Origin of the sequence: Zavarzinia sp. CC-PAN008 (genome assembly GCF_051903925.1) — a bacterium.
Lineage (GTDB): Bacteria > Pseudomonadota > Alphaproteobacteria > Zavarziniales > Zavarziniaceae.
This window is the reverse complement of the sequence record NZ_CP173678.1, coordinates 2,678,715-2,704,244: the sequence shown is the minus strand read 5'-3', so window position 1 is coordinate 2,704,244 and position 25,530 is coordinate 2,678,715. Positions and strand designations below refer to the sequence as shown.

21 protein-coding genes are annotated in these 25,530 nt (G+C 69.5%); 3 read left to right on the top strand and 18 right to left on the bottom strand.

Going from position 1 to position 25,530, the window contains the following annotated elements; genetic code table 11:
• Genes ACI6GS_RS12675 through ACI6GS_RS12640 form a run of 8 tightly spaced genes read right to left on the bottom strand, consistent with a single transcriptional unit; the run spans position 1 to position 7,588 of the window.
• Entirely contained in the window at positions 1–741 is a 741-nt protein-coding gene (locus tag ACI6GS_RS12675; protein ID WP_439813813.1) for an SDR family oxidoreductase, read from the bottom strand.
• 7 nt (positions 742–748) lie between these two features.
• Positions 749–1,633 (bottom strand): PaaI family thioesterase, encoded by an 885-nt coding sequence (locus ACI6GS_RS12670; RefSeq protein ID WP_439813812.1) that lies wholly within the window; start codon positions 1,631–1,633, stop codon positions 749–751.
• A complete protein-coding gene (locus ACI6GS_RS12665; RefSeq protein ID WP_439813811.1) occupies positions 1,630–2,799 on the bottom strand; it encodes an ATP-grasp domain-containing protein in 1,170 nt (389 codons plus the stop codon). The genes ACI6GS_RS12670 and ACI6GS_RS12665 overlap by 4 nt, the downstream gene beginning before the upstream one ends.
• A 3-nt stretch (positions 2,800–2,802) precedes the next feature.
• Positions 2,803–3,576, bottom strand: coding sequence for an enoyl-CoA hydratase-related protein (locus ACI6GS_RS12660; protein WP_439813810.1), 774 nt, complete (start codon positions 3,574–3,576; stop codon positions 2,803–2,805).
• Between the two features lies 1 nt (position 3,577).
• Positions 3,578–4,762: an acyl-CoA dehydrogenase family protein gene (locus ACI6GS_RS12655; RefSeq protein ID WP_439813809.1), complete on the bottom strand. Its 1,185-nt coding sequence runs from the start codon at positions 4,760–4,762 to the stop codon at positions 3,578–3,580.
• Positions 4,759–5,640 carry a succinate--CoA ligase subunit alpha gene (locus ACI6GS_RS12650; protein ID WP_439813808.1) on the bottom strand — a complete coding sequence of 294 codons (882 nt, stop codon included), beginning with the start codon at positions 5,638–5,640 and terminating at the stop codon, positions 4,759–4,761. Before ACI6GS_RS12650 ends, ACI6GS_RS12655 begins: the two co-directional genes overlap by 4 nt.
• Before the next feature lie 3 nt (positions 5,641–5,643).
• A complete protein-coding gene (locus ACI6GS_RS12645) occupies positions 5,644–6,408 on the bottom strand; it encodes a GntR family transcriptional regulator (protein ID WP_439813807.1) in 765 nt (254 codons plus the stop codon).
• 4 nt (positions 6,409–6,412) lie between these two features.
• Positions 6,413–7,588 carry an LLM class flavin-dependent oxidoreductase gene (locus ACI6GS_RS12640; protein ID WP_439813806.1) on the bottom strand — a complete coding sequence of 392 codons (1,176 nt, stop codon included), beginning with the start codon at positions 7,586–7,588 and terminating at the stop codon, positions 6,413–6,415.
• A gap of 174 nt (positions 7,589–7,762) precedes the next feature.
• Here ACI6GS_RS12640 and ACI6GS_RS12635 point away from each other — a divergent pair, with 174 nt between their 5' ends.
• Positions 7,763–8,923, top strand: a complete 1,161-nt coding sequence (locus ACI6GS_RS12635; RefSeq protein WP_439813805.1) for an acyl-CoA dehydrogenase family protein — start codon at positions 7,763–7,765, stop codon at positions 8,921–8,923.
• 9 nt (positions 8,924–8,932) lie between these two features.
• Here the strand turns inward: ACI6GS_RS12635 and ACI6GS_RS12630 are convergent, their stop codons facing one another.
• The 4 genes from ACI6GS_RS12630 to folP form a co-directional block, all read right to left on the bottom strand.
• On the bottom strand, positions 8,933–11,731 hold the full coding sequence (locus ACI6GS_RS12630; RefSeq protein WP_439813804.1) for a PQQ-dependent sugar dehydrogenase: 2,799 nt from the start codon (positions 11,729–11,731) through the stop codon (positions 8,933–8,935).
• A gap of 110 nt (positions 11,732–11,841) precedes the next feature.
• A complete protein-coding gene (thiD, locus tag ACI6GS_RS12625; RefSeq protein WP_439813803.1) occupies positions 11,842–12,651 on the bottom strand; it encodes a bifunctional hydroxymethylpyrimidine kinase/phosphomethylpyrimidine kinase in 810 nt (269 codons plus the stop codon).
• Positions 12,651–14,000: a phosphoglucosamine mutase gene (gene glmM / locus ACI6GS_RS12620; RefSeq protein WP_439817962.1), complete on the bottom strand. Its 1,350-nt coding sequence runs from the start codon at positions 13,998–14,000 to the stop codon at positions 12,651–12,653. The genes thiD and glmM overlap by 1 nt, the downstream gene beginning before the upstream one ends.
• A gap of 84 nt (positions 14,001–14,084) precedes the next feature.
• The gene (gene folP / locus ACI6GS_RS12615; protein WP_439813802.1) at positions 14,085–15,134 is read right to left on the bottom strand and encodes a dihydropteroate synthase; all 1,050 of its coding nucleotides are present in this window, start codon (positions 15,132–15,134) and stop codon (positions 14,085–14,087) included.
• Positions 15,135–15,721: 587 nt separating this feature from the next.
• On the opposite strand from folP, the gene ACI6GS_RS12610 reads away from it, so the two are divergent.
• Positions 15,722–16,534 carry a hypothetical protein gene (locus ACI6GS_RS12610; protein WP_439813801.1) on the top strand — a complete coding sequence of 271 codons (813 nt, stop codon included), beginning with the start codon at positions 15,722–15,724 and terminating at the stop codon, positions 16,532–16,534.
• Between the two features lies 1 nt (position 16,535).
• On the opposite strand, the gene phnX is transcribed toward ACI6GS_RS12610, so the two are convergent.
• Positions 16,536–17,369, bottom strand: coding sequence for a phosphonoacetaldehyde hydrolase (gene phnX, locus ACI6GS_RS12605; RefSeq protein WP_439813800.1), 834 nt, complete (start codon positions 17,367–17,369; stop codon positions 16,536–16,538).
• Positions 17,370–17,588: 219 nt separating this feature from the next.
• On the opposite strand from phnX, the gene ACI6GS_RS12600 reads away from it, so the two are divergent.
• Positions 17,589–17,939: a hypothetical protein gene (locus ACI6GS_RS12600; protein WP_439813799.1), complete on the top strand. Its 351-nt coding sequence runs from the start codon at positions 17,589–17,591 to the stop codon at positions 17,937–17,939.
• A gap of 44 nt (positions 17,940–17,983) precedes the next feature.
• Here ACI6GS_RS12600 and mdoH read toward each other — a convergent pair whose 3' ends face one another.
• The 5 genes from mdoH to ACI6GS_RS12575 form a co-directional block, all read right to left on the bottom strand.
• Complete coding sequence (gene mdoH, locus ACI6GS_RS12595) at positions 17,984–19,933, bottom strand: glucans biosynthesis glucosyltransferase MdoH (RefSeq protein WP_439813798.1); 1,950 nt, start codon at positions 19,931–19,933, stop codon at positions 17,984–17,986.
• Entirely contained in the window at positions 19,909–21,483 is a 1,575-nt protein-coding gene (locus tag ACI6GS_RS12590; RefSeq protein WP_439813797.1) for a glucan biosynthesis protein, read from the bottom strand. The genes mdoH and ACI6GS_RS12590 overlap by 25 nt, the downstream gene beginning before the upstream one ends.
• 218 nt (positions 21,484–21,701) lie before the next feature.
• Positions 21,702–22,280, bottom strand: coding sequence for a sarcosine oxidase subunit gamma (locus ACI6GS_RS12585; protein ID WP_439813796.1), 579 nt, complete (start codon positions 22,278–22,280; stop codon positions 21,702–21,704).
• Positions 22,273–25,149 (bottom strand): 2Fe-2S iron-sulfur cluster-binding protein, encoded by a 2,877-nt coding sequence (locus ACI6GS_RS12580; protein ID WP_439813795.1) that lies wholly within the window; start codon positions 25,147–25,149, stop codon positions 22,273–22,275. Before ACI6GS_RS12580 ends, ACI6GS_RS12585 begins: the two co-directional genes overlap by 8 nt.
• The gene (locus ACI6GS_RS12575) at positions 25,146–25,520 is read right to left on the bottom strand and encodes a sarcosine oxidase subunit delta (RefSeq protein WP_439813794.1); all 375 of its coding nucleotides are present in this window, start codon (positions 25,518–25,520) and stop codon (positions 25,146–25,148) included. The genes ACI6GS_RS12580 and ACI6GS_RS12575 overlap by 4 nt, the downstream gene beginning before the upstream one ends.
• Positions 25,521–25,530 lie beyond the last annotated feature (10 nt).

Genomic DNA, 25,530 nt, shown 5'->3' with positions numbered 1-25,530 from the left:
TCAGGCGTGCAGGTAGGCGCCGCCGTTGATGAAGATGACCTGGCCCTGGACCATGGCGCCCGCCGGGCTCGCCAGGAACTCGACCATGCCGGCGTAGTCTTCGTCGGTGACGTTGCGCCCGCTGGGATTCTCGGCCGCACTCTGGCGCAGAACCTGGTCCGTGCGGTCGCCATGGACCTGGCGCAGGGCCTGCGTATCGACCCGCCCGGGCGCCACGCAGTTCGCCCGGATGCCCAGCGGCGCCAGTTCCAGGACCAGGTAGCGCATCAGCGATTCCGCCAGCGCCTTGCCCGCGCCGATCGCGCCATAGTTCGGCAGGGCCAGCCGGCTGCCCCGGCTGCTGATGAAGGTGACCGTGCTGCCCCGCTTCAGCAGCGGAAGTGCCGCCTGCACCAGGAAGACGATCGACGTCCCGTTCAGCGTGATCGCTGCGGACAAGGCCGCGGGATCGAGTTGCAGCAGCGGCCCGGTCAGGGGCTGGACGGCGCAGTGGACGATCTGGTCCAGGTGCTCCGTATGCGCCGCAACGCGCCGGAGCAGGTCGGCCGCACCGTCCGGCGTTCCCACGTCCCCACGCAGGACATGCGCGTGGGCGCCTTGGCCCGCGATCTCCCGGGCTGCGGCGGCGGCGGCCGTCTCGTCGTGTCGATAGTTCAGGAATACGTCGACCCCGGGCTTGGCAAAGCGCCGCGCGATGGCCAGGCCGATCCCCTTGGTCCCGCCGGCAATTAGGATTGCCACGGCACCCTCAGCTGCCGGGAGCGGCCACGAACATGCACTGCGCCTGGGAGATGGGGGGGCCGTCGCCCTGGAGCACGACGGCGGTGGCATAGGCCGCGCGCTTGCCGATGCGGTCGATGCTGGCGCGACCTATGGTGGGGACCCAGGGTGCGAAGCGCAGGAACTGGATATTGATGCTGGCCAGCCGCAGGCGCGTGCCGGGGCGCACCGCTGCCTGGACGCCATGGCTCGCGGCCGAGGCGAGCAGCCCGCCCAGCACCCCGCCATGATAGGACGGATTGCCGACCCAGCCGATCAGCTGCTCCTGCGGGGCCATGTGGCACTCCGGCCCGGCATAGGTCAGGGCCATGAACCGGTCATAGGGCCCCTCGACCCCATCGGGCGCATAGAGCTGCTTCGCGTATTTCGCGATCAGGCCGCCTTCGTCCGCCTGGCCATTGCCCTGGGCATCCGGGGACTGGCCGGGATAGGGGCCAAGCAGGAAGCAGGTGGTGGAGCGGGCGCACGCCCGGCCGCCCTCGTCCGTCGCCGTCGTCTCGACAAAGGCCGCATCGCCGTCGATCGCGGTGACCTTGGCATCGGCCGTCACCGCGGCCCCGGGTGCCGGCGCATGCAGGAATTCGACCTTCAGGTCCAGGGTGGACATGCCCTGCTGCGCCTGGGTGGCGGAGGTGATGGCATAGGCGGCCAGGTCGTCCAGCAGGCCCAGGAGCGCCCGGTCGTCGATGCGGGCCCCGTCCTGTGTCGCCAGGCGCTCGTGGAAGGGCAGCCGCAGGCGCGCCCGCCCCCCGCCCCAGCCCAGGAACTCCACCCCCAGACCGCGCGGATAGGGCGCGCGCTGGTGGACGTAGAGCTGAGCCTTCAGGTCGGCTGTGTCGGCGGCGATGTTCATGCCCGCAAGACTCCGTCGGGGGGTGCGATGCGCCGCAGGGCGGCGATGGCGTCGTCCAGTTCGGTTACGCAGAGGTGGCCCTGTGCCTCGAAGGCGGCCTGGGCCTGGCTCCGCGTCATCTCCCGTTCTGCGGCGCCCGTTGCCACCAGGCCCACGATCAGCGGCTTGGGCGGGGCCTGGACCTTCAGCAGGTCCAGGATGCTCTCGACCGCCCCCTTGAGGGAGGTGGCGGAGAGCGTGAGGAAGAGGATGATCGCCTTGACGTCGTCACGCTCGGCCCGGGCAAAGATCAGGCTGCTCAACGCGCCAAAGATCGCGGTGCCGCTGCCGCCCGGCGCATCGACGAAGTCGGCGGCGCGATAGCCGGCATCGGCCAGCATGTCGACCAGCGCCATGCCAAGCCCAGCACCGCCGGTGAACAGCGCAACGTCGCCGTCGAGCTCGACAAAGGTGAAGCCCTGGCCCGCCGCGCGCAGTTCCAGCGGCGTCATCCCCGCGCGCTGCAGCGTGTCGGAGACAAGGCGCGCCCGTTCGTGATGGCGAACGTCCGCATTGTCGTCCAGCGACACCTTGGCATCGAGGGCGACCAGGTCCCCCTTGGGCGTGACCGCCAGCGGATTGATCTCCACCAGGTCGGCATCCACCGCCTGCATCAGGCGGAACGCATCGGCGGCGAAGCGGGCAATCGCGCCGAGCGTGCGCCCACCCACCCCCGCCTCGCGAAAGAATGGGATCAGGTCCTGCGGTCGGACAGGGCGCAGTGGATCGACGGGACATTCGCGCAAGCTCTCGCCATGCGCCTCGATCTCCACACCGCCATGGGGCGAGAACATCAGGACGGGCCGTGCCTCAAGGTCGTCGATCCGCCAGGCGAGGTAGTATTCCTGGGCGATGTCGATCTGGCGCTCGGCCATGACCAGGGCGGTAGTGCCCTGGGCCGCCAGAAGCGCCTGCACGGCTGCGACCGCGTCGGCGGTGCCCGCCGCATCGACCAGGCGGACCAGACCAGCCTTGCCCCGGCCGCCGGCCAGGACCTGGGCCTTGACTGCAACCGGGCCACCGGGCGTCCGCACCGCATCGCCGGGCGCGTAGAGGCTGCGCTCCCCCGGCACGGGCAGGCCCGCATCCTCCAGCATCTGCTTGGCGTCCGCCTCGATCAGCAGCATGGCTCAACGTCCTGTCCAGCGCGGCGGCCGGCGCTCGTTGAACGAGGCGACCCCCTCGCGCGCGTCCTCGGTCCCGACCAGCAGGCCCACCTCGCTCTCGGTAAAGGCGATCTGCTGCTCGAAGGTCATGTCGACAATGGCCCGCAGCGCGTACTTGCCGCGCCGGATCGCGGTCGGCGACTTGTCCAGCACCCGGTCCAGCAGCCAGGCCACCTTGGCGTCCAGCTCGGCCGCGGGCACGACATAGTTGACCAGGCCCACCTCCCGCGCATGGGCCGCGTCGAACAACTCGCCCGTCAGGCACATCTCGGCCAGGTCGCGCGGCCGCACCAGGCGCTGCAGCACGCTCAGCACCTGCATCGGGAACATGCCGATCTTGACCTCCGGCAGGCCGAACCGGGCGGTGTCGGCGGCGACCGCCATGTCGCACAGCGCCAGCAGGCCCATGCCGCCGGCCACGCAGGCGCCGTTGATGCGGCCGACAATGGGCAGGTTCACTTGGTGCGCCGTCCGCAGCAGGTCGGCAAAGGGCAGGTTCGGCCGATGGTATTCGTAGGCAAATGTCGCCGTGCCCGTGGCCAGGTCGGCGCCTGCGCAGAACGCCTTGTCGCCCGTGGCCGTCAGCAGGATGGCGCGCGCCTCGGGATCGCCCGCCGCCGCCCGCAGGCCGTCAGCGATGGCCGCGATCACGTCCGGGTTCAGGGCATTGCGTTTGTGCGGCCGGTTGATCGCGATGCGGAAGACGGCGCCGTCGCGCCCGGCCTCAACCTCCGACATGTTAGTAGGACTTGGGCATGCCGAGCACCCGCTCGGCGATGAAGGACAGGACCATCTCGGCACTGACGGGGGCGATGCGCGGCACCATGATCTCGCGGAAATAGCGCTCGACGTCGTACTCGCTGGCATAGCCCATGCCGCCATGGGTGCGCACCGCGCGGTCGCAGGCGCGGAAGGCCGCCTCCGCCGCCAGGTACTTGGCGGCGTTCGCCTCGGCGCCGCAGGGCTGCCCGCTGTCATAGAGCTCGGCCGCCTTCCACACCATCAGGTCGGCGGCCTCAAGCTCCATCCAGGACTGGGCGAGCGGGTGCTGGATCGCCTGGTTCTGGCCGATGGGCCGGCCGAACACCTTGCGCTCGATCGCATAGGCACTGGCCTTGGCAAGTGCCCTTCGGCCGATGCCCACGGCTTCCGCCGCGACCAGGACACGCTCCGGGTTGATCGCGTCCAGCAGGTAGTAGAAGCCGCGCCCCTCCTCGCCGATGCGATCCTCGACCGGCACGGGCAGGCCGTCGATGAAGACGGCGTTGGAGTCGACGGCGGCGCGGCCCATCTTGCGGATCTCCCGCACCTCGACAAAGGCGCGGTCCAGGTCGGTATAGAACAGTGTGATGCCGTCGGTGCGGCGCTTGCACTGGTCGAGCGGCGTCGTCCGGGTCAGCAGCAGGATCTTCTCCGCATGCTGCGCGGTCGAGGTCCACAGCTTGCGCCCGTGCACGATGTAGCGGTTGCCGTCACGCACCGCGCGGGTCGTGATGCTGGTCGTGTCCAGGCCGGCATCGGGCTCGGTCACGCCGAAACAGGGCTTCTCCTCGCCCCGGATCAGTGGCGGCAGCATGCGCGCCTTCTGCTCGGGCGTGCCATGCACCACGATCGGATGCGGGCCAAAGATGTTGAGGTGGATCGACGAGCAGGCGGCAAGAGCCCCGGCCGAATTGCCGACCGTCTGCATCAGGACGGCAGCCTCGGCAATGCCCAGGCCCGCGCCGCCGAACTCCTCCGGCATGGTGATGCCCAGCCATCCGGCCTCCGCCATCGCGCTGCGGAATTCGAAGGGGAAGGTGTGGCTTTCGTCCAGGCGGCGCCAGTAGTCGTCGTCGAAGCGGTCGCACAGCGCCTTGACCGCCTCGCGGATCTCCTGGCGGTCGGTCTGCGACCGCGTCGGGCTGGCAGCGGGCGCGTTCATGCGGTCTTCCGTTCGTTGAGGGCCTGCGCGACCAGGGCGGCGGCACCGGGCGGGTCGTCGGCGATGCGGGCGCCCGCCGCTGCCAGGGCGCTGCGCTTGGCGGCGGCCGTCTCCCGCGCGCCGCCGACCAGGGCGCCGGCATGGCCCATGCGCTTGCCCGGCGGGGCATGGCGGCCGACGACCAGGGCGACGACCGGCTTCTGCGCGGTACGGATCAGGTCCAGCATCGCGTATTCCTTGGTCCCGCCGATCTCGCCCAGGTAGACGATGGCGTCCGTCCCGGGATCGGCCAGGAACAGGCGCAGCCAGTCGTGGGGATTGCCGCCGGCGATCGTGTCGCCGCCCACGTGAACGATTGTGCTCTGGCCCAGGCCCCGGGCGCTGAGCAGGCGCGCCATGGTCATGGTCAGGGTGCCGCTGCGGCCGATGATGCCGACCCGGCCCGGCAAGGTGAAGCCGGGCGCGATCGAGCCCATCATGGCCTGGCCCGGCGTCACGATGCCGACGGTGTTGGGCCCTACCACCCACATGCCCCGCGCCCGGGCATAGGAAATGGCGTGCATGGCATCGTGCAGCGGCACGAACTCGGCCGCGGCCACGGCCAGCCGGCATCCTGCGTCCGCACATTCGACCAGCACGTCGCGCACGCCCATCGCGGGCGTATAGATCATGGCGCTGTCGATGGGGACGGCGGCGGCGGCCTCCGCCACCGTGTCGAAGACCGGCAGGCCGTCCATCGCCGTGCCGCCGCGACCGGGCGAGACGGCGGCCACGATCTGCGTGCCGGCACTGCGCATGAAGGCGATCTGCGCCTGGCCATAGGGCCCGGTGGCGCCCACGGCGACCACCTGGGCTTCGGCTGTCAGAAGGACGGCCATGGCTCAGCTCTCGCCCACATAGGCGGACAGGTCGTGCTCCACGGCGAAGCGATCGCCGCGATAGGCGAAGGTGCCGAAATAGACGATGCGGCCCTGGGTGTCGCAGAAGATGCGCTGCACCCGCGCGATGGGCGCCGACATGGGGTAGTTCAGGCGCTGCGCCTCGTCGTAGTCGGCGGCGGCGACGCGCAGCCGCTCCCGCCCGGTGCCCAGGGGCGGGCCGGCATGGTCGCGGACCAGGCGGGCCAGCTTTTCCCGCGTCACGGCGCCGTCCGGAAAGCGCGCGAAAATATCGGCCGCCACATAGGTTTCGGACCAGGCATAGGGGACGCCGCCCTCGCGGTCGATCTTGCGGATACGGACATAGGGCCCCTGCGGGTGGCCTTCGAACCAGCCTTCCGGCAGGTCGGCCACCGGGACCTGCTCCAGCACCTCGATCGTGTACTGGGGCACGCGCGAGCGGACGGAACCGATCGACGGGAACAGCGGCGCACCGGCATCGCCCCCTACCCGGCCGGGCCCGATGACGAAAGTCCGGCGCCCGCGCTGGGCCGACAGCAGGCCCTCGGCCACCAGCATCTGGGTCGCCTGCCGGGCGGTCACGCGGGCCACCTGGTACTGCTCGCACAGTTCGTGCAGCGTCGGGATCTCGAACCCGTCGGGCCATTCGCCGGACATGATCTTGCTGCGCATGATGCTGCCCAGCTGGCCGTAGAGGGTCGTCGGCCCCGACTGGAGCCGTGCGCCCGGCGTCCCGGAGGCAGCCATGGCCTCAACCGGCCTTGCGGCTGTCAGGTTGGCCGTATTCGCGGTCGTACTTGGCGAAGGCGGCATCGACCCCGCTCTGCCGCTTGGCCCCGAACTCGGCGATGTCGGACTTCAGCCACTCGAAGCTTTCGCGGCGCTTGGCATTCGCCTTGACGAAATGCGGCATGACGAACCGGGCATAGAGCTCGTACGACTTTTTCGTGGCGTCCCAGTCGGCCCAGTCGGTCGCCTGGGTCAGGAACACGCCGAAATCGCCCTGCTTCGCCTGCAGGCGCTCGATCTGGGCGATGGCGTCGTCGGGCGTGCCGATCACCGCGCGCTTGCTCTCCAGCAGGACGTCGACCATGTCCTGGCCGACAATATTGCCGAAGCCCTTGGGCGCCACCGCATTGTAGTACTCGCACCAGCGGTTCAGGCCAAAGCGCACGTTCTCCCGCGCCTTTTCCCGCGTCTCCGCGATGTGCATGGGCCCTACCAGGCGCAGGCGGCTGGCATCCATCGTGTTGCCGTGGCGCGCCGCTGCCTCGTTCGCCACCTGCCAGTTGCGGCCCAGCACATCGAAGGCGCCGATCTCGGTCGAGGCGACGCACAGCATCGACAGGCCATACTTCCCCGCCGCCATCCCGCCGGACGGCGTGCCGGCGCTGGCGATCGCCATTTCGGGATAGGGCTGGGTATAGGGCATCAGGTGGACTCGGGCGCGGTCCAGGTCGAACCATTCGGTCTTCTTGGTGACCGTCTCGCCCCGGAACAGGGCGAGGATGACCTCAAGCGATTCGAGCATGCGCTCGCGCTGCTTGGCGACGTCGATGCCCAGCATCGTCGCATCCTGCGCCAGCAGCCCGGGGCCGATGCCGAACATCGTCCGGCCCAGCGTCATGTGGTCGAGCTGGATGATGCGGTTCGCGACCATCAGCGGGTTGTGATAGGGCAGCGAGACGACGCCCGTGCCCAGGCGAATGCGGCGCGTCCGTTCCGCCGCCGCTGCGATCATCAGCTCGGGCGAGGAGATCGTCTCGAAGCCCGAGGAGTGATGCTCGCCGATCCAGGCCTCGTCGAAGCCCAGCTGGTCCAGCCAGTCGATCAGCTCCAGGTCCCGACGAAGGCACATCGTCGGGCTTTCCTCGATCGGGTGATAGGGGGCGAGGAAGATGCCGTGCCGCAACGTGATCGCACTCATGGTCCGCGCTCCCCAGAACTATGTCGGGCGTCCTGCCTCTCAGGCCATCCGACACAAATCCGAAAGTCCTGTCAATAGGACTACTTTGCGCTAGGATTGCGTGGCGAGCGGTCGAATCCCTGTGCGGATGTCCCGGCCACGCTTCGGCGAACTCCGCGGAAAGGATCGGACGGCGTGCTGGATGCCCTGGACCTCGACAACAGTTTCGGTTCCGAAAGCCACCGGATCCTGCGCGGCCAGATCCGCCGCTATGTCACGGGCGAGATCGAGCCGCACCTGCCCGCGTGGGAGGCGCAGGGCTTCATCCCGCGCGAGGCCTATGCCGCGATGGGGGCGGCGGGGCTGCTGGGCCTGACCCTGCCGGAGGCGTTCGGCGGCTCCGGCATGGACACGATGGCCGCCGTCATCCTGGCCGAGGAGTTCGTGCGCACCGGCTATGTCGGCCTGGCCGGCTCGGTCATGGTGCAGACCGACATGTCCGCCCATCACCTGGTGCGCGCTGGCACACCGGAGCAGCAGCAGCGGTACCTGCCGGACGTCGTGGCAGGGCGGAAGATCTGCGCCCTGGGCGTCACCGAGCCGCGCGGCGGCTCCGACCTGACGCGGATGGCCAGCAATGCGCGCCCGGATGGGGCGAACTGGATCCTGAACGGGCGCAAGACCTACATCACCAACGCCAACATCGCCGACCTGTTCTTCGTCGTTGCGCGCACCGATCCCAATGCGCGCGGCGGCAAGGGCTATTCGATCCTGCTGCTGGAGCGTGGCATGCCGGGCCTGTCCTTCGGGCCCAAGACGCCCAAGGCGGGGCAGCACTGCTCCGACAATGGCGAACTGCTGTTCGACGATTGCCGGGTGCCGGCGGCCAACGTCATCGGGGAGGTCGGCCGCGGCTTCTACACGATGATGCAGGGCCTGGAGCACGAGCGCATCGTGATCGCCGCCCAGGCCGCCGCCGCGGCCGAAACCGGCCTCCTGCACACGCTCGACTGGGTCAAGCTGCGCGAGGCCTATGGCGGCCGGCTGTGGGACCTGCAGACGATCCGCCACCAGGTCTCGGGCCTCGTCGCCGAACTGGCGGCGGCTAAGACGCTGCTCTACCACATCGCGGCCCAGGCGGGCCGCGGCGGCGATACGCGCCTGACCTCGGCCCTGCTCAAGGCGCATGTCCCGGAGCTGGCAATCCGCACCCTCTACAAGTGTGTGCAGTTCCACGGCGCCACCGGCTACATGCTGGGCACGCCCGTGGAACGGCTGGCCCGCGACATCCGCGTCTTCCCCCTGGCCGGTGGCGGCACCGAGATCATGCTGGACGAGATCGCGAAGCGGCTCTAGGCCGCCCTGTCAGGCAAAGACGAAGTCGGTCTGGTTCAGCGCGCCCAGGCTGCCCAGGCTCGTCAGGTTGTCCAGGTCGGCGACCAGGCGCGCGCCCCCGGCAGACGCAGGGTTGGCGTCGTACCACAGCTGCGCGTGCCCTTCGCTGCTGTTGAAGAGCACGAACAACGCCCTGCCCTGGATCGCCGAATAGGAATCGATCACGGCCTGGACGCTGCCATTGGTCACGGCGGCACTGGTCCGCACGGCCACCTCGGTCCCGGCGAGGTTGAGCGTGGCATCATCGCCGCTGCGGAAGGTGACGACCGCATCGCCATTGCCGACCGGAAAGTTGGCGCGGTCGAAGCGCAGTGTGTCGATAGTCGTGGTCTCAGTCCCCGCCTGGAAATCCAGCACCCGGTCCACGCCCCACGTCGAACTGGTAAAGACGAAGGCGTCGGCGCCAAGGCCGCCCATCAGCGTGTCGGCCCCCTGCCAGCCGATCAGCGTGTCATTGCCGGCCCCGCCATAGATCCGGTCGTTTCCGCCGCCGCCGTTGAGCACGTCGCTGCCGTCGTCCGCCTGGGCGCTGGGGTCAAGGCGATAGATCTGGCCCGACAACGACACGGCATAGAGATTGCCGGCCGCATCCTCCCCGAATGCCGCGATGTTGGCGACATTGGCGCCCGTCACCTGATGGGTGCGGTCCTCGACCTCCGTCGCGACGCCGTCGACGACCTTCAGGGTGAACAGCCGGCTGGTGATGTAGTCGGCGAAGAAATAGGTGTCCTGCAGGCCGGGCGATGGCCCGTGATGGACGACGCCACCCGTGACCGAACGGCCCACAGCGCGGACATAGTCGTGGATCGGCTCGGTCAGCTCGATCCCGCTGGGCGGCGTCTCATAGCCCGGGACCGAACCCTCCCGATAGTTCCAGCCGAAGTTCGTGCCAGCCCCGGTGCCGGCCGCCAGGAAGTCGATCTCCTCCCGCGTCGCCTGGCCGACATCGCCGATATAGAGGTCGCCGGTCTGCGAATCGAAGCTCATGCGGAACGGGTTGCGCAGGCCCAGGGCAAAGATCTCGTCCGCCCCGGCCGTCGGCCCGGCATAGGGATTGCCGTCGGGGATCGCGTAATTGCGCGTGGCGTCGCCCACGAAGTCGTCGCCGTCGATGTCCAGGCGCAGGATCTTGCCCGTCAGCTCCGTGATCGACTGGGCCGATCCGTCGACGTCGTTGGCGCCCCCGCCATCGCCAACCGAGACGTAGAGGAAGCCGTCAGGACCAAAGGCGACCGTGCCGCCATTGTGGTTCGTCGCACCCGGATGCGGAATCGTGATGATCGACTGCACCATCACCGGATCCGCGACGGTCGGATCGGACGAGCGGGCGAACTCCCGCACCTCCACGTCGCCGTTCTCGTTCGTGAGGAACACGAAGAAGCGGCCGTTCTCGGCATAGTCGGGGTGGAAGGCGACACTCAGCACGCCCTGCTCGCCGCCGCGCACGAACGACTCCTGCGGCAGGTCCAGGAAGGTGGTCCTGGCCCCCGTCTCGGTCGAGATGCGGAAGATCTCGCCGCTTTCCTTCTGGACGACATAGACAAAGCCCGGATCGCCCGGCGCATGGGTCAGGAAGACCGCGCCGAAGGGCAGGCTGGTCAGTTGCGTGGCCACGATCTGCCCGGCATTGGCCGCAACGTCCCCCGGACCGAAGCCATAGAGCACGTCGTCGTCCTGCCCGCCGCTGAGCGTGTCGGCGCCTGCCCCGCCAGAGATGGTGTCCCGGCCCTGCCCGCCGGTGAAGACGTCGACGCCCGCACCGGCGTTGAAGATGATGTTCGAGCCGTTGGCGGTGTTCGTTCCCTTCACCGTGTCGCTGCCGCTGCCGCCGGTCACGGTGATGCCGGGGAACGCCCCCATGAACATGACCGCGGGCAGGTCGATGCTGTTGGTCCCATCCGCCAGCACGATCTCCTCGACCCCTGAGACGTTCACCAGCGACTGCCAGGTCTTCGTCCCTGCCGTCGTGAACACCAGGCGATCATGGCCCAGGCTGCCGTCGACGGTGTCGCTGGCAACCAGATTGTTGATGGCGAAGCGGAATTCGTCCGCACCAGAGCCGCCCGTCAGCGTGTCGCTGCCGGTCGCCGCGAGCATCACCACCCCATTGGCGGGGTTGGTCACCTGCTGGGCATTGATCACGTCGGCGCCCGTGCCGCCCGTGATGGTCAGGGTGCGGCCCGCGGCGTTGCCGACAATGGCATCGGAGACGACGACGGTATTGGCGCCATTCGCCAGGACGACCTGCTCGATGCCCGAGACGCGCACATTCGGGAACGCGATCGACCCCGCCGTGGTGAATACCAGCCGGTCGATGGAGCCACCACCAGAGATCGTATCCGCCGCGGTGAAGGCGCCAGCGGCAAAAAGGAACTGGTCGGCCCCGGCCCCGCCGATGAGGACGTCGCTTCCCGTGCCGGCAACCATCACGACACTGTTGCCGGCATCGCTGACCAGGCCGGCATGCAGCAGGTCGTTCCCGCTACCGCCCAGAATGGTCAGCGTGGCGCCGGCGGCGCTGCCGACCAGCCCGTCGCCCACGCTCAGGTTGTTGGCGGCATTGGCCAGCGAGATCTGTTCGATGCCCGTCACATTGGCCAGCGCCGCGGCCAGCTTGGTCCCCGAGGTGGTGAAGGCCAGACGATCGAACCCACCGCCGCCCGCGACCGTGTCGTCGACCGTCAGGTGCGCGATCTGGAAGTTGAAGAGGTCGGGCCCAGCCCCGCCCGCGAAGGAATCCGGTCCAGGCGTTCCCGTGAACGTAGCCATGCACGTCCTCCCTCAACTCGACACAGCGCCCGTTCCGGACGACAGGGCCAACAGGATACCAGCCCCCAGGGTTCCCGAAACTCGAAACCCTTACGCTATCGTGCCGACCTTCAGCGGCCCGCGCCGAAGTCGCCGACGGTGTGCGTATGGTCGAGCGGGCCGTGACCGGTGCCAAAGCCGGGCGCGCGGCGGATCGCTTCCTGGACATAGTCGCGAGCCCTGGCGACGGCGTGCTCCATGGCCAGCCCCTGGGCCAGCCCTGCGGCGATGGCGGAGGCCAGGGTGCAGCCGGTGCCGTGGGTATGGCGCGTCTCGATCCGCGGGCTCTCGAACCAGTGCTCGCTCTCGGCCGTCAGCAAGAGGTCGCTGACGATGGCGCTGTCCAGGTGCCCGCCCTTCAGCAGGACGGCACCCGCCCCCAGGCGCAGCAGGCGCTCCGCCGCGCGCCGCATGTCGTCCTTGTCCACCACCTCTCGCCCTGTCAGGGCGGCAGCTTCGGGCAGGTTGGGCGTGACGAGAGCCGCATTCGCGACCAGGCGGCGGAGCAGGCTCTGCTCCGTGTCGGCGGCCAGCAGGCGGGCACCCCCCTTGGCCACCATCACCGGGTCGACGACCAGCGGCACGCGCGGCGCATGGCTGGCGATCGTGTCGGCCACCGCGTCGATCACGGGGGCCGTCGCCAGCATGCCGGTCTTCAGCGCATCGGCGCCGATATCCTCCAGCACCACGCGCATCTGGTCGGCCACGGCGTCCGGCGCCACCTCGACCACGCCGAAGACGCCGCGCGTGTTCTGGATTGTCAGCGCGGCGATGGCCGTCGCGGCATAGGCCTTGAGCGCAGTCACCGCCTTGATGTCGGCCTGGATGCCGGCGCCGCCGCCTGAGTCGGAGCCCGCGACGATAAGGACCCGCCCCTTCATCAGGCACCGATCCCGGCGCGTTCCAGCTCCCCCACAAGGTCGCTGACGATGGTGCGGACCTGGGCCTCGTCCTCTCCCTCCGCCATGACGCGGATCACGGGTTCGGTGCCAGAGGGGCGGATGAGCAGGCGCCCGCTTCGGCCCAGCACCGCCTCGGCCTCACCGATGCGGGTGCGGATCGGCTCCAGGTTCAGCACGGCGGTCGGCGCCTTGGCGTTCTTCAGGACCTGCGGCAACGCCGTGAAGCGGCGGCACAGTTCGGACGCCGGCTTGCCCCCCTCGACCAGGGCGGAGACGACCTGAAGGCCGGCCAGCAGCCCGTCGCCGGTGGTCGACGCATCACTGAGCACCAGGTGCCCCGACTGCTCGCCGCCCAGGTTGAAGCCGTGCGCCCGCATGTGCTCCACCACATAGCGGTCGCCGACCTTGGTCCGCGCCAGGCTGAGGCCAAGGCCCGCCAGGTGCCGTTCCAGCCCCAGGTTCGACATGACGGTCGCAACGATGCCGCCGCCCTTCAGCGTGCCGGCCTGGGCCATGCGCTCCGCGATCACGGCCATGATCTGGTCGCCATCGACGATCTGGCCCCGCTCGTCGCAGACGATCAGGCGGTCGGCATCCCCGTCCAGCGCCAGGCCGATATCGGCGCGCGTACGCAGCACCTCGGCCTGCATCGCCTCCGGATGGGTCGAGCCGCAATCGCGGTTGATGTTGAGGCCGTCGGGCGCCACGCCCAGCGGGATGACCTCCGCCCCCAGTTCAGCCAGGACGGTGGGCGCCACGCGATAGGCGGCGCCATGGGCGCAGTCGATGACGATGCGCAGGCCGTCGAAGGTCAGCCCCTTGGGCACTGTCGCCTTCACGAACTCGATATAGCGCCCCTGGGCATCGTCGATGCGGCGCGCCCGGCCCAGCCGCTCCGGGCTTGCCAGGTCATCGTCGCTGGCCTCCGCCACGCGGCTCTCGATCGCCAATTCGACCTCGTCCGACAGCTTGTAGCCATCGGGTCCGAACAGCTTGATGCCGTTGTCGTAGTGCGGATTGTGGGAGGCCGAGATCATGACCCCCAGGTCGGCGCGCAGCGAACGCGTCAGCATGGCAATGGCCGGCGTCGGCAGCGGACCCACCAGATAGACGTCCATTCCTGCCGCCAGGAAGCCCGCGGTCAGCGCACTCTCGATCATGTAGCCGGAGCGGCGCACATCCTTGCCGATCAGGACGCGGTGCAGGTGGTCGCCGCGGATGAAGTGCCGGCCCGTCGCCGTGCCGATGGCCAGGGCCTGGGCCGCTGTCATGGGCCAGGAATTGGCCCGCCCCCTGATGCCGTCGGTGCCGAACAGGCGGCGTGCGATCGTGTCCAACCCTGAAGATCCTCCGCCAACCGGATGGGCGGTTCTATAGCCCCCGCCTGCATGGCGGCACAACCGGGCGTCCGATCACGATTCCCTGCCCTCGTGCAGTGCCCGCACCAGGGCCAGGGCCTGCGCCGTCTCGGCCACGTCGTGCACCCGCACGATCCGCGCGCCCCGCGCCACCCCGGCCAAGGCCGAGGCGAGCGAGCCGCCCAGCCGCTCGTCAGCCGCAGCACCCCCCGCCCCCAGCCGCCCCAGGAACCCCTTGCGCGAGGTGCCGAGCAGGATGGGGCAGCGGAGCATGTGCAGCGCGGCCAGGTCCTCGATCAGCGACAGGTTGTGGGCCATCGTCTTGCCAAAGCCGATTCCCGGATCGACACACAGTCGCGCGCGCGGAATGCCCGCCGCTTCGCAGGCGGCGATGCGGCCGGCGAGCCACGCAACCACGTCCGGCACGACGTCGTCATAGCGGGGATCGACCTGCATCGTCGCCGGACTGCCCTGGTGGTGCATCAGGATGACCGGCACGCCCAGGTTCGCCGCCGTCGCCACCGACTCGGGTGCGAAGGTCAGCGCGGAGACGTCGTTGACGATGTGCGCACCGGCTGCCACCGCCGCCCGCATCACCGCCGGCTTGCGCGTGTCGACCGAGACGATGACGGGCAGGTGCCGCAGCCCTTCGATGACCGGCAGGACGCGGTCAATCTCCTCCTGATCCGCCACACCCTGGGAGAAGGGCCTGGTCGATTCGCCACCGACGTCGATCACGTCGGCGCCGGCTGCGATCAGGGCCTGTGCATGGGCCAGCGCCGCCTGGGCCGAGGCATGGCGCCCGCCGTCGGAGAAACTGTCTGGCGTGACGTTCAGGATGGCCATGACCAGCGGCCGGGCGGGCAGGCCCAGGTCGCTGAAGCAGTCGCCCACCGGGCCCTGGACCAGCGGCGCCAAGTTGGCCGGATCGACTGTGGTGACGGCATGCTGACTGCGCACCGCGCGACCTGGCCCATGCCGCTCCGCCAGTTCGACATGGGTGAAGGCGAGGCCCGTCGTGCCCAGTGGGCGGGCCAGGCCCGCCGTCAACAGGCCCCGCGCTTCCGCTCCGGCGACCAGGCCCAGGGGCTTCACCAGGCGCATCGCATACAGCCGGACGGGAGATGAGGACTCATGGTGCCCGTTGTCTCCTGCGGTGTCGGCCGTGGCAAGGGCACCACCATGGTCGGGGAATGCGGCATGCTGCGGTCCGTCCGCCGGCCGCTGCAGAGTGCCAGGGCTTGGCCGGCATGGTCGATGTGCGATAGTTGTGCTCAGTGCCGGTTGCGGACAGCTTGGGGCCTGCCTGATCGCGGTCCGTTGAACTCTTGGAACTAGCCAATGACAGCACCAGACAAGCCCGTATCGCAGGACACCCCAACGCGGGAGGCATGGATTGAGCCCCGGGTCATGCGACTGCACCTCGAAGAGAGCGAGTATGGCTCCGGGTCTGGGCCTGACGGCTATGACCAATCGGACGTTACCTGACCCGCGCGTGGTGCGGGCGGATGAATGGGAACCATGCGACTGACACGATCCACTAGGCCCAACGCCCGCTTGCGGCACCCCGCCGTACCAGGCTGAGCCGCAGAGCAACGATCATCCGTCGCTACCACCTCTTCGAAGGCGTCCTGGAGAGCTTTGCTGCACTGCCTGATCTGATGCCCTATCCAGGGGCCGGGCGGGCAGGCTTGGCCCGCCTGACCCAGGCAGATCTCAGCGCTGAATTGCCGGCCCCGCTGCACGCTGACGCGAGGCGCCGGGTCGATTCTCGAACGCACCTGTTCACCCATAGCCGGGCAGGGCGATTCGCGGTGAGCAATGGCCGGGATATCACCTTCGACCCGGCACCGGGCCATGAGGCTGAGTGCCTGGATGCGGTCCTGAACGCGGCACCAGGATTGATCAACATCCTGCGCGGCCAGGTCTCCCTCCATGCCGCGGCCGTTGCGTCATTCGCTGGCGCTCTTGTCCTGGCCGGGGCCTCGGGTGCGGGCAAATCCACCCTGGCCGCCGCCCTGGCGCGCCTGGGCCTGGTGCCGCTTGCCGACGACGTGAGCCACCTCGACGACCGCTCGGGCAGCGAAATGCTGTGGCCGTTGCGGTCGCAGCCACGCCTGTGGCCCGATGCGGTGCAGGCACTGGGCTGGACCGATCGCCCCTCGCGGCGCCTGCACGAGGCCATCGAGAAGCGGGTTTTCGTACCGCCGGCACTCCTGTCCGAGGCGGTGCCTGTCGCTGCCCTGTGCATTCTGGTCGGCAATCCGGGTTGCGCCAGGCTGCTCTGCACGCGACTGCATGGGCTTGCAGCGATCCAGGCACTGCTGGAGCATGTGGTGTGCCGGCGGAACATGACGATCCTGCGGCGTGAGCCGGTCCTCATGCAGCGTCTGGGGCGTCTGGTTAGCCGCGCGCCGGTCTGGCGCGTGAGCATCCCGCGCGACCTGCGCCGTCTGGACGAGGTGGCTCACGCGCTGTCGCGCCACTTCGCCATCGTGCCCTGAGTCAGGGCTGTTCGCCGCGGGCCAGGCGAGCCTCGATCTCGGCCAGGGCGGGCAGGAAGTCGGCGACGCTGTCGATCACCAGATGCGCGCCCGTCCGCGCCAGGCGCTCATGCGTGCGCCGGCGCAGGGCGGCACGAGCCTCCGGCGCCAGGGCCTGCAACGCGTCATGACTCAGCGCCGCCTCGTTCCCGCTCAACGCGACGCCCACGGTCCACATGCCGGCGGCCAGCCCCTCCTCGATGCCAACGGGCGTGTCGTCCACCTTGATGCAGGCGGCAACCGCGTCGACCCCCAGGTTCGCCGCATTCCGCAGGGCCATGGACGGGGCGGGCCGGCCCCGCGGCACGTCCGAGGCGTTGACCGAGTCGTCCGGCACATAGCCGTGCGCGGCGGCAGCGGGCGCCAGGACGTCCATCATCGCCTGGGCATAGCCGGTATTGGCGCCGATCCGGATGCCGCGCTGGCGCAACGCCCGCACCGTCTCCAGGCAGCCGGGGACCGGCGCCGCGTGATCGGCGATCACCGCCAGCTGATGCGGCAGGAAGGCGGCATAGAGGTTGTCGATGTCCTGCTCCCGCGGCTCGTGGCCATGGGTGGCGGCCCAGGCATCCGCGATGCGCGGCATCGCCATCAGGGCGGCAATATGGTCACGCTTCTCCGCCCCCATGGGTGCCCGCGCCTCGGCGATCGTCACGGGGACGCCGGCGGCCTCGAAGGTGCGTGTGAAGGCCAGGGCCGGGGCCATGCAGCCATGGTCGACCGTGGTTCCCGCCCAGTCGAAGATCACAGCCTGGACCGGCCCCCGCCAGCGGCGCTGCCACACGAAGCCCGACATCACGTTCTCCCCCGCCCTCGATCGCCCTGCCATACACGTCCCGTGTGACGGTCCCATGATCACGGCCGGGAGGAAAGATGGCGACGCCATTACACAGGGACGTAGTCGCCATCACCGATTTATAACCCTTTGCAGCCTAGTCTTGCCGCGGTGGCGTCACCACATGCTGCATCGCGCGGCCCATTTCCCGGGTGCGGCGCCTTTACACCGAGTCGAGCCATGAAACGCATCCTGTCCCCGGTCCTGCTTGGCGCTGTCTTCGCCGCTGTCCTGGCGGCAGCGCCGGCCAACGCCGTCAGCCCCGACGACGGGCCCAAGGCGTTCTCGGACCGGGCGTATGAGCAGCACCTGGAGCTGATCCGCAAGGCCCGCATGGCCTGCGAGGTGTCGAGCGCGGGCATCCCCGACTACCAGGGCTGCCTGGTGCAGAAGCTCGACTACTACGTCCAGGAGTCCCAGGATCCCGAGTTGCAGCAGCTTCACGCGCTGCTGCCGCTGCGCTTCCGCTACAACCCGGACCGTCTGGGCCTGCGGCCGTCGCACCTGCTTTCCACGCCCTTCCCCAGCTGACGTTTCGGGCCAACGGCCCCACTGACGGCCCAGGCGGCGGCCACTCAGCCCCAGGCGAAGCTTGGCTTGGCCTCGGAGGTCGCCCCCTGCCGCTCGCCCGCGGGCGCCAGGCCCTGGCGCGCGCGGAACTCCTCTGGCGTGAAGGCGGGGACGGCGGGCGGCGGCGTCAGGTCGATCGGCTGTTCCAGCGCCTTCAGCTCCGGCGGTACATTCACCTCCTCCGGCGTCATCAGCAGCCCGGCGCGCTTCAGCGCCATGCCAAGGCCGGGCCAGCTCGTCACCGACACCAGGGGTGCCGCCAACACCAGCCCGACCAGAACCGGCATCAGCCAGGGCAGGAAGCTGGGGGCATAGACCTGGACCAGCGCGCCCCAGGCCAGGCCGATCACCGCGAACAGGGCAAAGCGCGCCAGCGTCTCCTTGAACGGCACCGGCCGGTCATCGCGCGGCTGGCTGACCCAGTCGACGCCGCGGCCCAGCAGGGTCACGACCACGAAGCGGGTATGGACAAGCATCATGATCGGCGCCTGCAGGACAGAGATCGCAAGCTCGATCACCCAGCTGACGATCAGGGCGATGGCCCCGTTCCAGCGCCGCCGCCGCGCCCCGTTGACCAGAGCCACCAGCAGGCCCAGCAGCTTCGGCACGAACAGCATCACCAGGGTGACGATCAGGACGGTATGCGTCTCCGCCGTCTTGGAGATCGGCCAGAGCGGGAACAGCGTCTGCTCCGCGCCGAAATAGGTGGGACCGGTCGCGGTGTAGCGGATCGTCGTGATGGTCGACAGGACCAGCAGCACCAGCCAGAGCGGCGACGTGGCATAGGCCATGATGCCCAGCGTCAGGTGCAGGCGGCTGAGCCAGTGCAGGCCAGGCGTGAAGGCCAGGCGCGCATGCTGCAGGTTGCCCTGGCACCAGCGCCGGTCGCGGCCGGCATAGTCGATCAGATTCGACGGCACTTCCTCGAAGCTGCCGCCCAGTTCCGGCACCATCCAGATGCGATAGCCGGCGCGCCGCATGAACGCGGCCTCGACGAAATCATGGCTGAGGATATGGCCTGACAGGGGGCCAGAGCCGCGCAGCACCGGCATCTTGGCGTGCTGGAGGAACGGCGCGGTGCGCAGGATCGCGTTGTGGCCCCAGTAATTGCCGTCGCCCAGCTGCCAGAAATTCAGGCCGCGCGTGAGGATGCGGCCATTCAGGCGACTGGCGAACTGCTGCGCCCGCCCGAACAGCGAGCGCCGGTTCACGGGCACGGGCAGCGTCTGGATGATGCCAGCCTGCGGATGCGCCTGCATCAGGCGCGCCATGGCCATGATGGTGGGACCCGTCATCACGCTGTCGGCGTCAAGCACGACCGTGCCCTCGTACTCGGCACCCCAGCGTGCGCAGAATTCCTCCACATTGCCGGCCTTGCGCCCGACATTGCGGGCCCGCCGGCGATAGAACAGCCGACCCTCCGCCCCCAGTTCGGCGACCAAGGCGGCGAAGGCCAGCTCCTCCGCCTCGCCCTGCTCGGGGCGCTGCGTATCGCTGAGGATGAAGGCATCGAACTTGTCCGAACCTTCCTCAGCCATCAGCGACCGCCAGGTGGCGGCTAGGCCCGCAAACACGCGGGGAATGTCCTCGTTGTAGATCGGCATGATCAGCGCATAACGCCGGGCCAGTGGTGCCGTCATGGCGGCCGCGGGCGTGCGCGGCAGCAGACCCAGCGGATCGTCGCCCACCATCGTCACCAGGAAGCCGCAGAACGCCGTCCAGAACGAGATGCCGATCCAGGCGGAGGTGATCGTGAACAGCACGACCAGGGTCAGCCCCACCCAGCTCGTATCGCTGGCGAAGATCACCTCGGCCATCAGCTTGTACAGGATGACCGTCGTCGCGATCACGCAAGTGAAGAACGCAAGACGCCGCAGGAAGACCTGCAGGCCGTAGGCCCGGGGCTGCCGGATGGCGGCGGTGCCGTCGCCTAGCGTGTCCAAAGGCATGTCCATGTCTCGCTCAGCGCCTCGCCGCGCAGGCGGATGAAGGCGCGCAGGTCGGCAGAGCGGGCGTCGCCAGGGTCGAACAGGGCGGCGACACGCCATTGGCCGGTCGCCGGAATGCGCGTCGTGGTCACGCTGTCGATGCGGCCCGTGCTGCTGGTCACCACCGCCTCCACTGGCTGGGCCGGGTCCAATCCGGCGATCTCCGGCCCCTCGAAGTCGATGACGAGGCGCCGCGTCGCGGGCGGGTTGTTGGGGGCCGTGCCCGGCAGGAAGGGCGAGGCGAGCCAGGTGCCCACCGCCCGCGCGCGCGGCGGCAGGTCGGGATCGTCCAGCAGCGCGAACAGCTTGTAGGCGATGTCGAGGCGATTGCCGGCCTTCAGCCGGGTGGCGGGCGCCCAGAAGGCGACCATGTTGTCGTGGATCTCGGACTCGCTCGGGATCTCGAACAGGCGCACGGCCCCCTCGCCCCAGTCCCCTTGCGGCTCCACCCACAGGCTGGGGCGCGACTGGAAGTCGGATTCGATGTCGCGATAGGAGTCGAACTTGCGATCCCGCTGCATCAGGCCGAAGCCACGCGGGTTGGTGTCGCCAAAGGCACTGACCCGCAGGCTGCGCGGGTTGTCCAGCGGCCGCCAGATCCACTCGTTGTGGCCGGTGTGCAGCAGCAGGCCATCCGAGTCATGGACTTCCGGGCGGTAGTCGTCGGTGTTGCGGGTCCGGTTCTCGCCCACCAGGAACATCGAGGTGAGCGGCGCCACGCCCAGGTCGGGATCATCGGCCCGGGCGAACAGCGTCACCGTCGTCTCGACCACGGTCTGCGATCCGGGCACCAGGAGGAAGCGCAGGGCGCCCGTCACGCTCGGACTGTCCAGCAGGGCATGCACCACCAGGTGGCGATTGCCCTGGCGCGGCTCCTCGATCCAGAAGGCGCGGTAAAAGGGGAATTCCTCGCCCTTGGAACTGCCGGTCGCGACCGCCAGGCCGCGGCACGAGATCCCGTATTTCTGGTTGCGTCCCAACAACCGGAAATAGCTGGCCCCAAGGAATACGGCCAGTTCGTCCCAGGCGTCCGGCTTGTTCAGGGGGTAGTGGATGCGAAATCCGGCAAAGCCGAGTTCCGTCTGGGGATCGCCCTTGAAGCCGCCGAATTCGAACATTGAGCGGTCCGGCACGATCCGCTCCGGCTGGCCGTTGCGAATCACATTGATTTCGACGGGCCGGTCGTAAAGGAACCCCAGGTGGAAGAACTCCAGGCGGAAGTCGACCGCCTGATCCGCGAACAACGCGCGATTCTTGCGGAACCGGAAGTCGCGGTAGAGGTCGTAGCCGACGTCCTTCAACTGCTGCGGCAGCTGGATCCGGGTGTCCTTGAACGGCGTCTTGGCCAAATTCTCGGCCAGGGCCTGCACCGCCTCGAAGCGGAAGGGCTCCGGCGCGGGCGCGGGTGTGGGCTCGGCCGGGGGCGGGGCCGCGGGCACGGGGTCCTGCTCGGGTGCCGCGGCCGGCGCCTCCTGCGCCAGGGCTGGAACGATCGACCACGCGGATACCTGGGCCATGCCAGCCAGGACCGCACGCCGCGACACAGAAACCGAATTTCGAGAATTCAAGACGGGGCTCCGTCGCCTTGGTGGATCTTCAATGCCGCAGCGCAGCGAAAGTTCACGCGCATGACGGCGATTTAAGGGCGGACGCAGCCGGTGAGTGCGCCCAGCCCATTGTTTTTCGCCGTCTGCCCCGTCGGAGCCGGGACGATCAGCGTTTCGGACAGACCCCCTTACGCAAACTCCGTTGCCGCGTCCAGCAGCCATTCGGCCAGATAGGGCGCAAGTGACCGGCGAACGAACAGGTTCGTTCCGTCCTCACGCATCTCCAGGATGACGGGGATGCGCGCGACCAGGCTCTGCCGCACCTGGCCGGCGGGGAAGGCGCGCGGATGCAGGTCCAGGCCGCAGCCCTTGGCCAGCAGCGTGCGGGCCGGCCCGCCCGTCAGGGACAGGACCGCCCGGTTGGCCGACAGGTCGACAAAGGCGGCATGCAACCCGGCCAAGCCGTCGACGGCGCCCTGCGCCAGCTCTGCGCGTACCTCCCGCGGGGCCACGACCAGCCATTCGTCGGGCCCCAGCCACAGGATGCGGGCGCTGGCCCCCACCGCGACCTGCCCGGCTTCGGCGGGCGGCGACACGCCGGTGAGACGCGCCACCGCACTGCGGAAGGCGACATCGGCTGCATCGCCCCGCAGGCTGAACTGCGCCGGCTGCGGCACCTCGGCCAGGCGGACGACACCCGCCCGCGCCGAGGCGCGCATGGCGAAGGCCGGATCGAGCACGAACGGATTCACAACCGGCTCAGCCATCGAGGCGCGCCCCTTCCGCATCGTAGAACACCGGCGACACGACGCGCACCGCCACGTCCTGGCCATCGACCGGACAGATCAGCCGCTCGCCCATGCGATCGCGCCCCCCCTTGACCAGGGCCAGGGCAATCGAACGGCCCAGCGTCGCGCTCCAGTAGCTGGACGTGACATGGCCCAGCATCGGGACCGGAGGCTGCTTCATCGCGGCGACCAGCTGCCCGCCTTCCGGCAGGATCACGCCTGCCTCCTCGGTCAGCAGGCCCACCAGGTGCTTGCGGTCGGCGCGCTGGGCGTCGGGGCGCTGCAGCGCCCGCTTGCCCAGGAAGTCGCGCTTCTTGGCGGCCATCCTGCCCAGGCCCAGGTCGATCGGCGTCACCGTGCCGTCGGTCTCGTGCCCAATGATGAAGAAGCCCTTTTCCGCCCGCAGGATGTGCATCGCCTCCAGGCCATAGGGGACGATGCCTTCGGGCCGGCCGGCCTCCATCACCGCCTGCCACAGCGCCAGCCCGTGCTCGGCCGAGACGTTGATTTCGAAGCCCAGCTCGCCCGAAAAGCTCATGCGCCAGACCCAGGCATCCAGCCCCGCGACCGTCGCGGTGCGGTGCGCAAGGTGCGGGAACACTGCGGAAGACGTGTCCAGGTCCGGCGCCAGGCGCTGCATCACCGCCCGTGCCCTGGGCCCCGCCAGCGCGACCGTCGACCATTGCTCGGTCGTGGAGGTGAGGTAGACCTTGAGGTGCGGCCATTCCGTCTGCAGCCACTCCTCCATCCAGTCCAGCACGCGGGCGGCGCCCCCGGTGGTGGTGGTGAGATGGAAACGCTCGGGCCCCAGGCGGGCGATCACGCCGTCGTCGAACACCATGCCGTCGTCGCGGCACATCACGCCATAGCGACAGCCCCCGACGGCCAGCTTCTGCACCGGATTGATATAGAGCCGGTCCAGGAACTCCGCCGCATCCGGCCCCGTAACCTCGATCTTGCCCAGGGTCGAGGCGTCCAGCGCGCCGACCCCCTGGCGCACCGCGCGGCATTCCCGGTTGACGGCGTCGTCCATGCTCTCGCCGGACGACGGGAAGTAGCGCGGCCGCTTCCACTGGCCGACATCCTCCATCACCGCGCCCCTGGCCACGTGCCAGGGGTGGATCGGCGTGGTGCGGATCGGCTCGATCAGCGACCCCACCTCGCGCCCCGCCAGCGCGCCGAACGCCACCGGCGTGTAGGGCGCGCGGAAGGTCGTGGTGCCCGCCTCCTCGACATCGCGGCCGGTCCACTGGGCCAGCAGGGCGAGCGCGTTGATGTTGCCTGTCTTGCCCTGGTCGGTGCCAAGCCCTGCGCCGGTCCAGCGCTTCATGTGCTCGACACTGGCCAGGTTTTCCTGCGCCGACAGCTGGATGTCGAGCGCGGTCACGTCATTCTGCACGTCGACGAAGCGCTTGGGCCCCTGCCCGACCTCCTGGCCGTTGGGCACCAGCCACAGCGGCGCGATCGGTCCCAGGCCGGGCAGGTCGCCGGCCGCGCGGCCGACCACTGTCACGCCCTCGACCGTCCCCAGCGGCTTGAAGCAGAGCAGGTCGTCGTCCCAGTCCAAACGGCCTTTGCGGTGGCACCACAGGTGCACGACCGGGCTGAACCCGCCGGACACGGCGATCAGGTCGCAGTCGATGACCTGCGGCCCGCCCAGCACGTCGCCGCCCTCCAGCGTCAGCTCGTGCACCTTGGCGCCCTGGACGCGGCCCCTGCCCTTGACCCCGCTGACGACCGAGCCCTGGAGCACCGTGATCCCATGGGCGCGGGCCTGGGACAGCATGGCGTCCGGTGCGTGGCGGCGGCAGTCGACGATGGCGGCGACCGTCACGCCATGCTGCGCCAGGTCGAAGGCGGTGGCATAGGCGCTGTCATTGTTGGTCGCCACCACGGCACGGCCACCGGGTGCCACGCCATAGCGGTGAAGATAGGTGCGCACGGCCGAGGCCAGCATCACGCCCGGCCGGTCATTGTCCCCGAATACCAGGGGCCGCTCATGCGCGCCGGTCGCCAGGATCACCCGGCCCGCCCGGACATGCCACAGCCGCTGGCGTGCCCCGGCGCGGGCCGCCGTGCCCGGCGCCAAGTGGTCCGTGCGCTTCTCCAGCCCCAGGACATAGTTGCCGTCATAGAGGCCCGTCGCCGTCGTCCGGGTCAGGATGGTCACGTCCGGCTGCGCCGCCAGTTCAGCGGCCAAGTCGCCGACCTGCGGGTCGATGCCCAGGCGATGGCCGCCCAGGGCCGCCTGCTCGTCCATCAGGACGACGCGGCCCCCGGCGCGCGCTGCCTCCAATGCCGCCGTCAGGCCCGCCCGTCCGCCGCCCACCACCAGCACTTCGGCATGGACGTGCATCTTGTCATAGGCGTCCGGATCGGGGCCGTCCGGCGCCCGGCCCAGGCCGGCGGCGCGGCGGATGATGGGCTCGTACACCTTGTCCCAGAAGCCGCGCGGCCACAGGAACGTCTTGTAGTAGAAGCCTGCGACCAGGACCTTGCCCGCCAGCTGGTTGACGGCACCCAGGTCCAGGGCCAGCGACGGCCAGCGGTTCACGCTCTCCGCCACCAGGCCGTCGTGCAGCTCGACCTGCGTCGCGCGGGCATTGGGCTCGACGCCGGCCCCCTCGCCCAGCTGGACGATGGCGTTCGGCTCCTCCGCCCCCGCCGCCAGGATGCCGCGCGGCCGGTGGTACTTGAAGCTGCGTCCCACCAGGCTGACCCCGTTGGCCAGCAGGGCGGATGCCAGCGTATCCCCCGGATGGCCACGATAGGTCCGTCCATCAAAGCGGAAGGCGATGGAGCGGCTGCGGTCGACAAGGCCGCCTGTGGCCAGGCGCCGCCCGCTCACTGCTTCTCTCCCGGCAGCGCCGATTCAGGGGCCAGGGGTTCGACGACGACCTCCTGCAGGACAGCCTCCGCGCCCTGCGGCTGGGCCACCCGGTCCAGCAGCCCCGCGGGCGGCGGCTCACCCATGCGATAGACGGCCAGGAACTGGTGCGTGGTCGTGTCGCGCACCGCGTTGAACCAGCGGCGGCAGCCGTGCGAATGCAGCCAGCGTTCGGCCATCGGCCCCTTGGGGTTCGTGCGCATGAACAGGTAGTCGGCCCAGACCGCATCGCTGGCCGTCTCCGGATCGGGCCTGACGATGTGCGCCTCGCCGCCGCAATGGAACTCGATCTCGTCGCGCGGCCCGCACCAGGGGCAGGAAATCAGCAGCATTCCAGTCCCC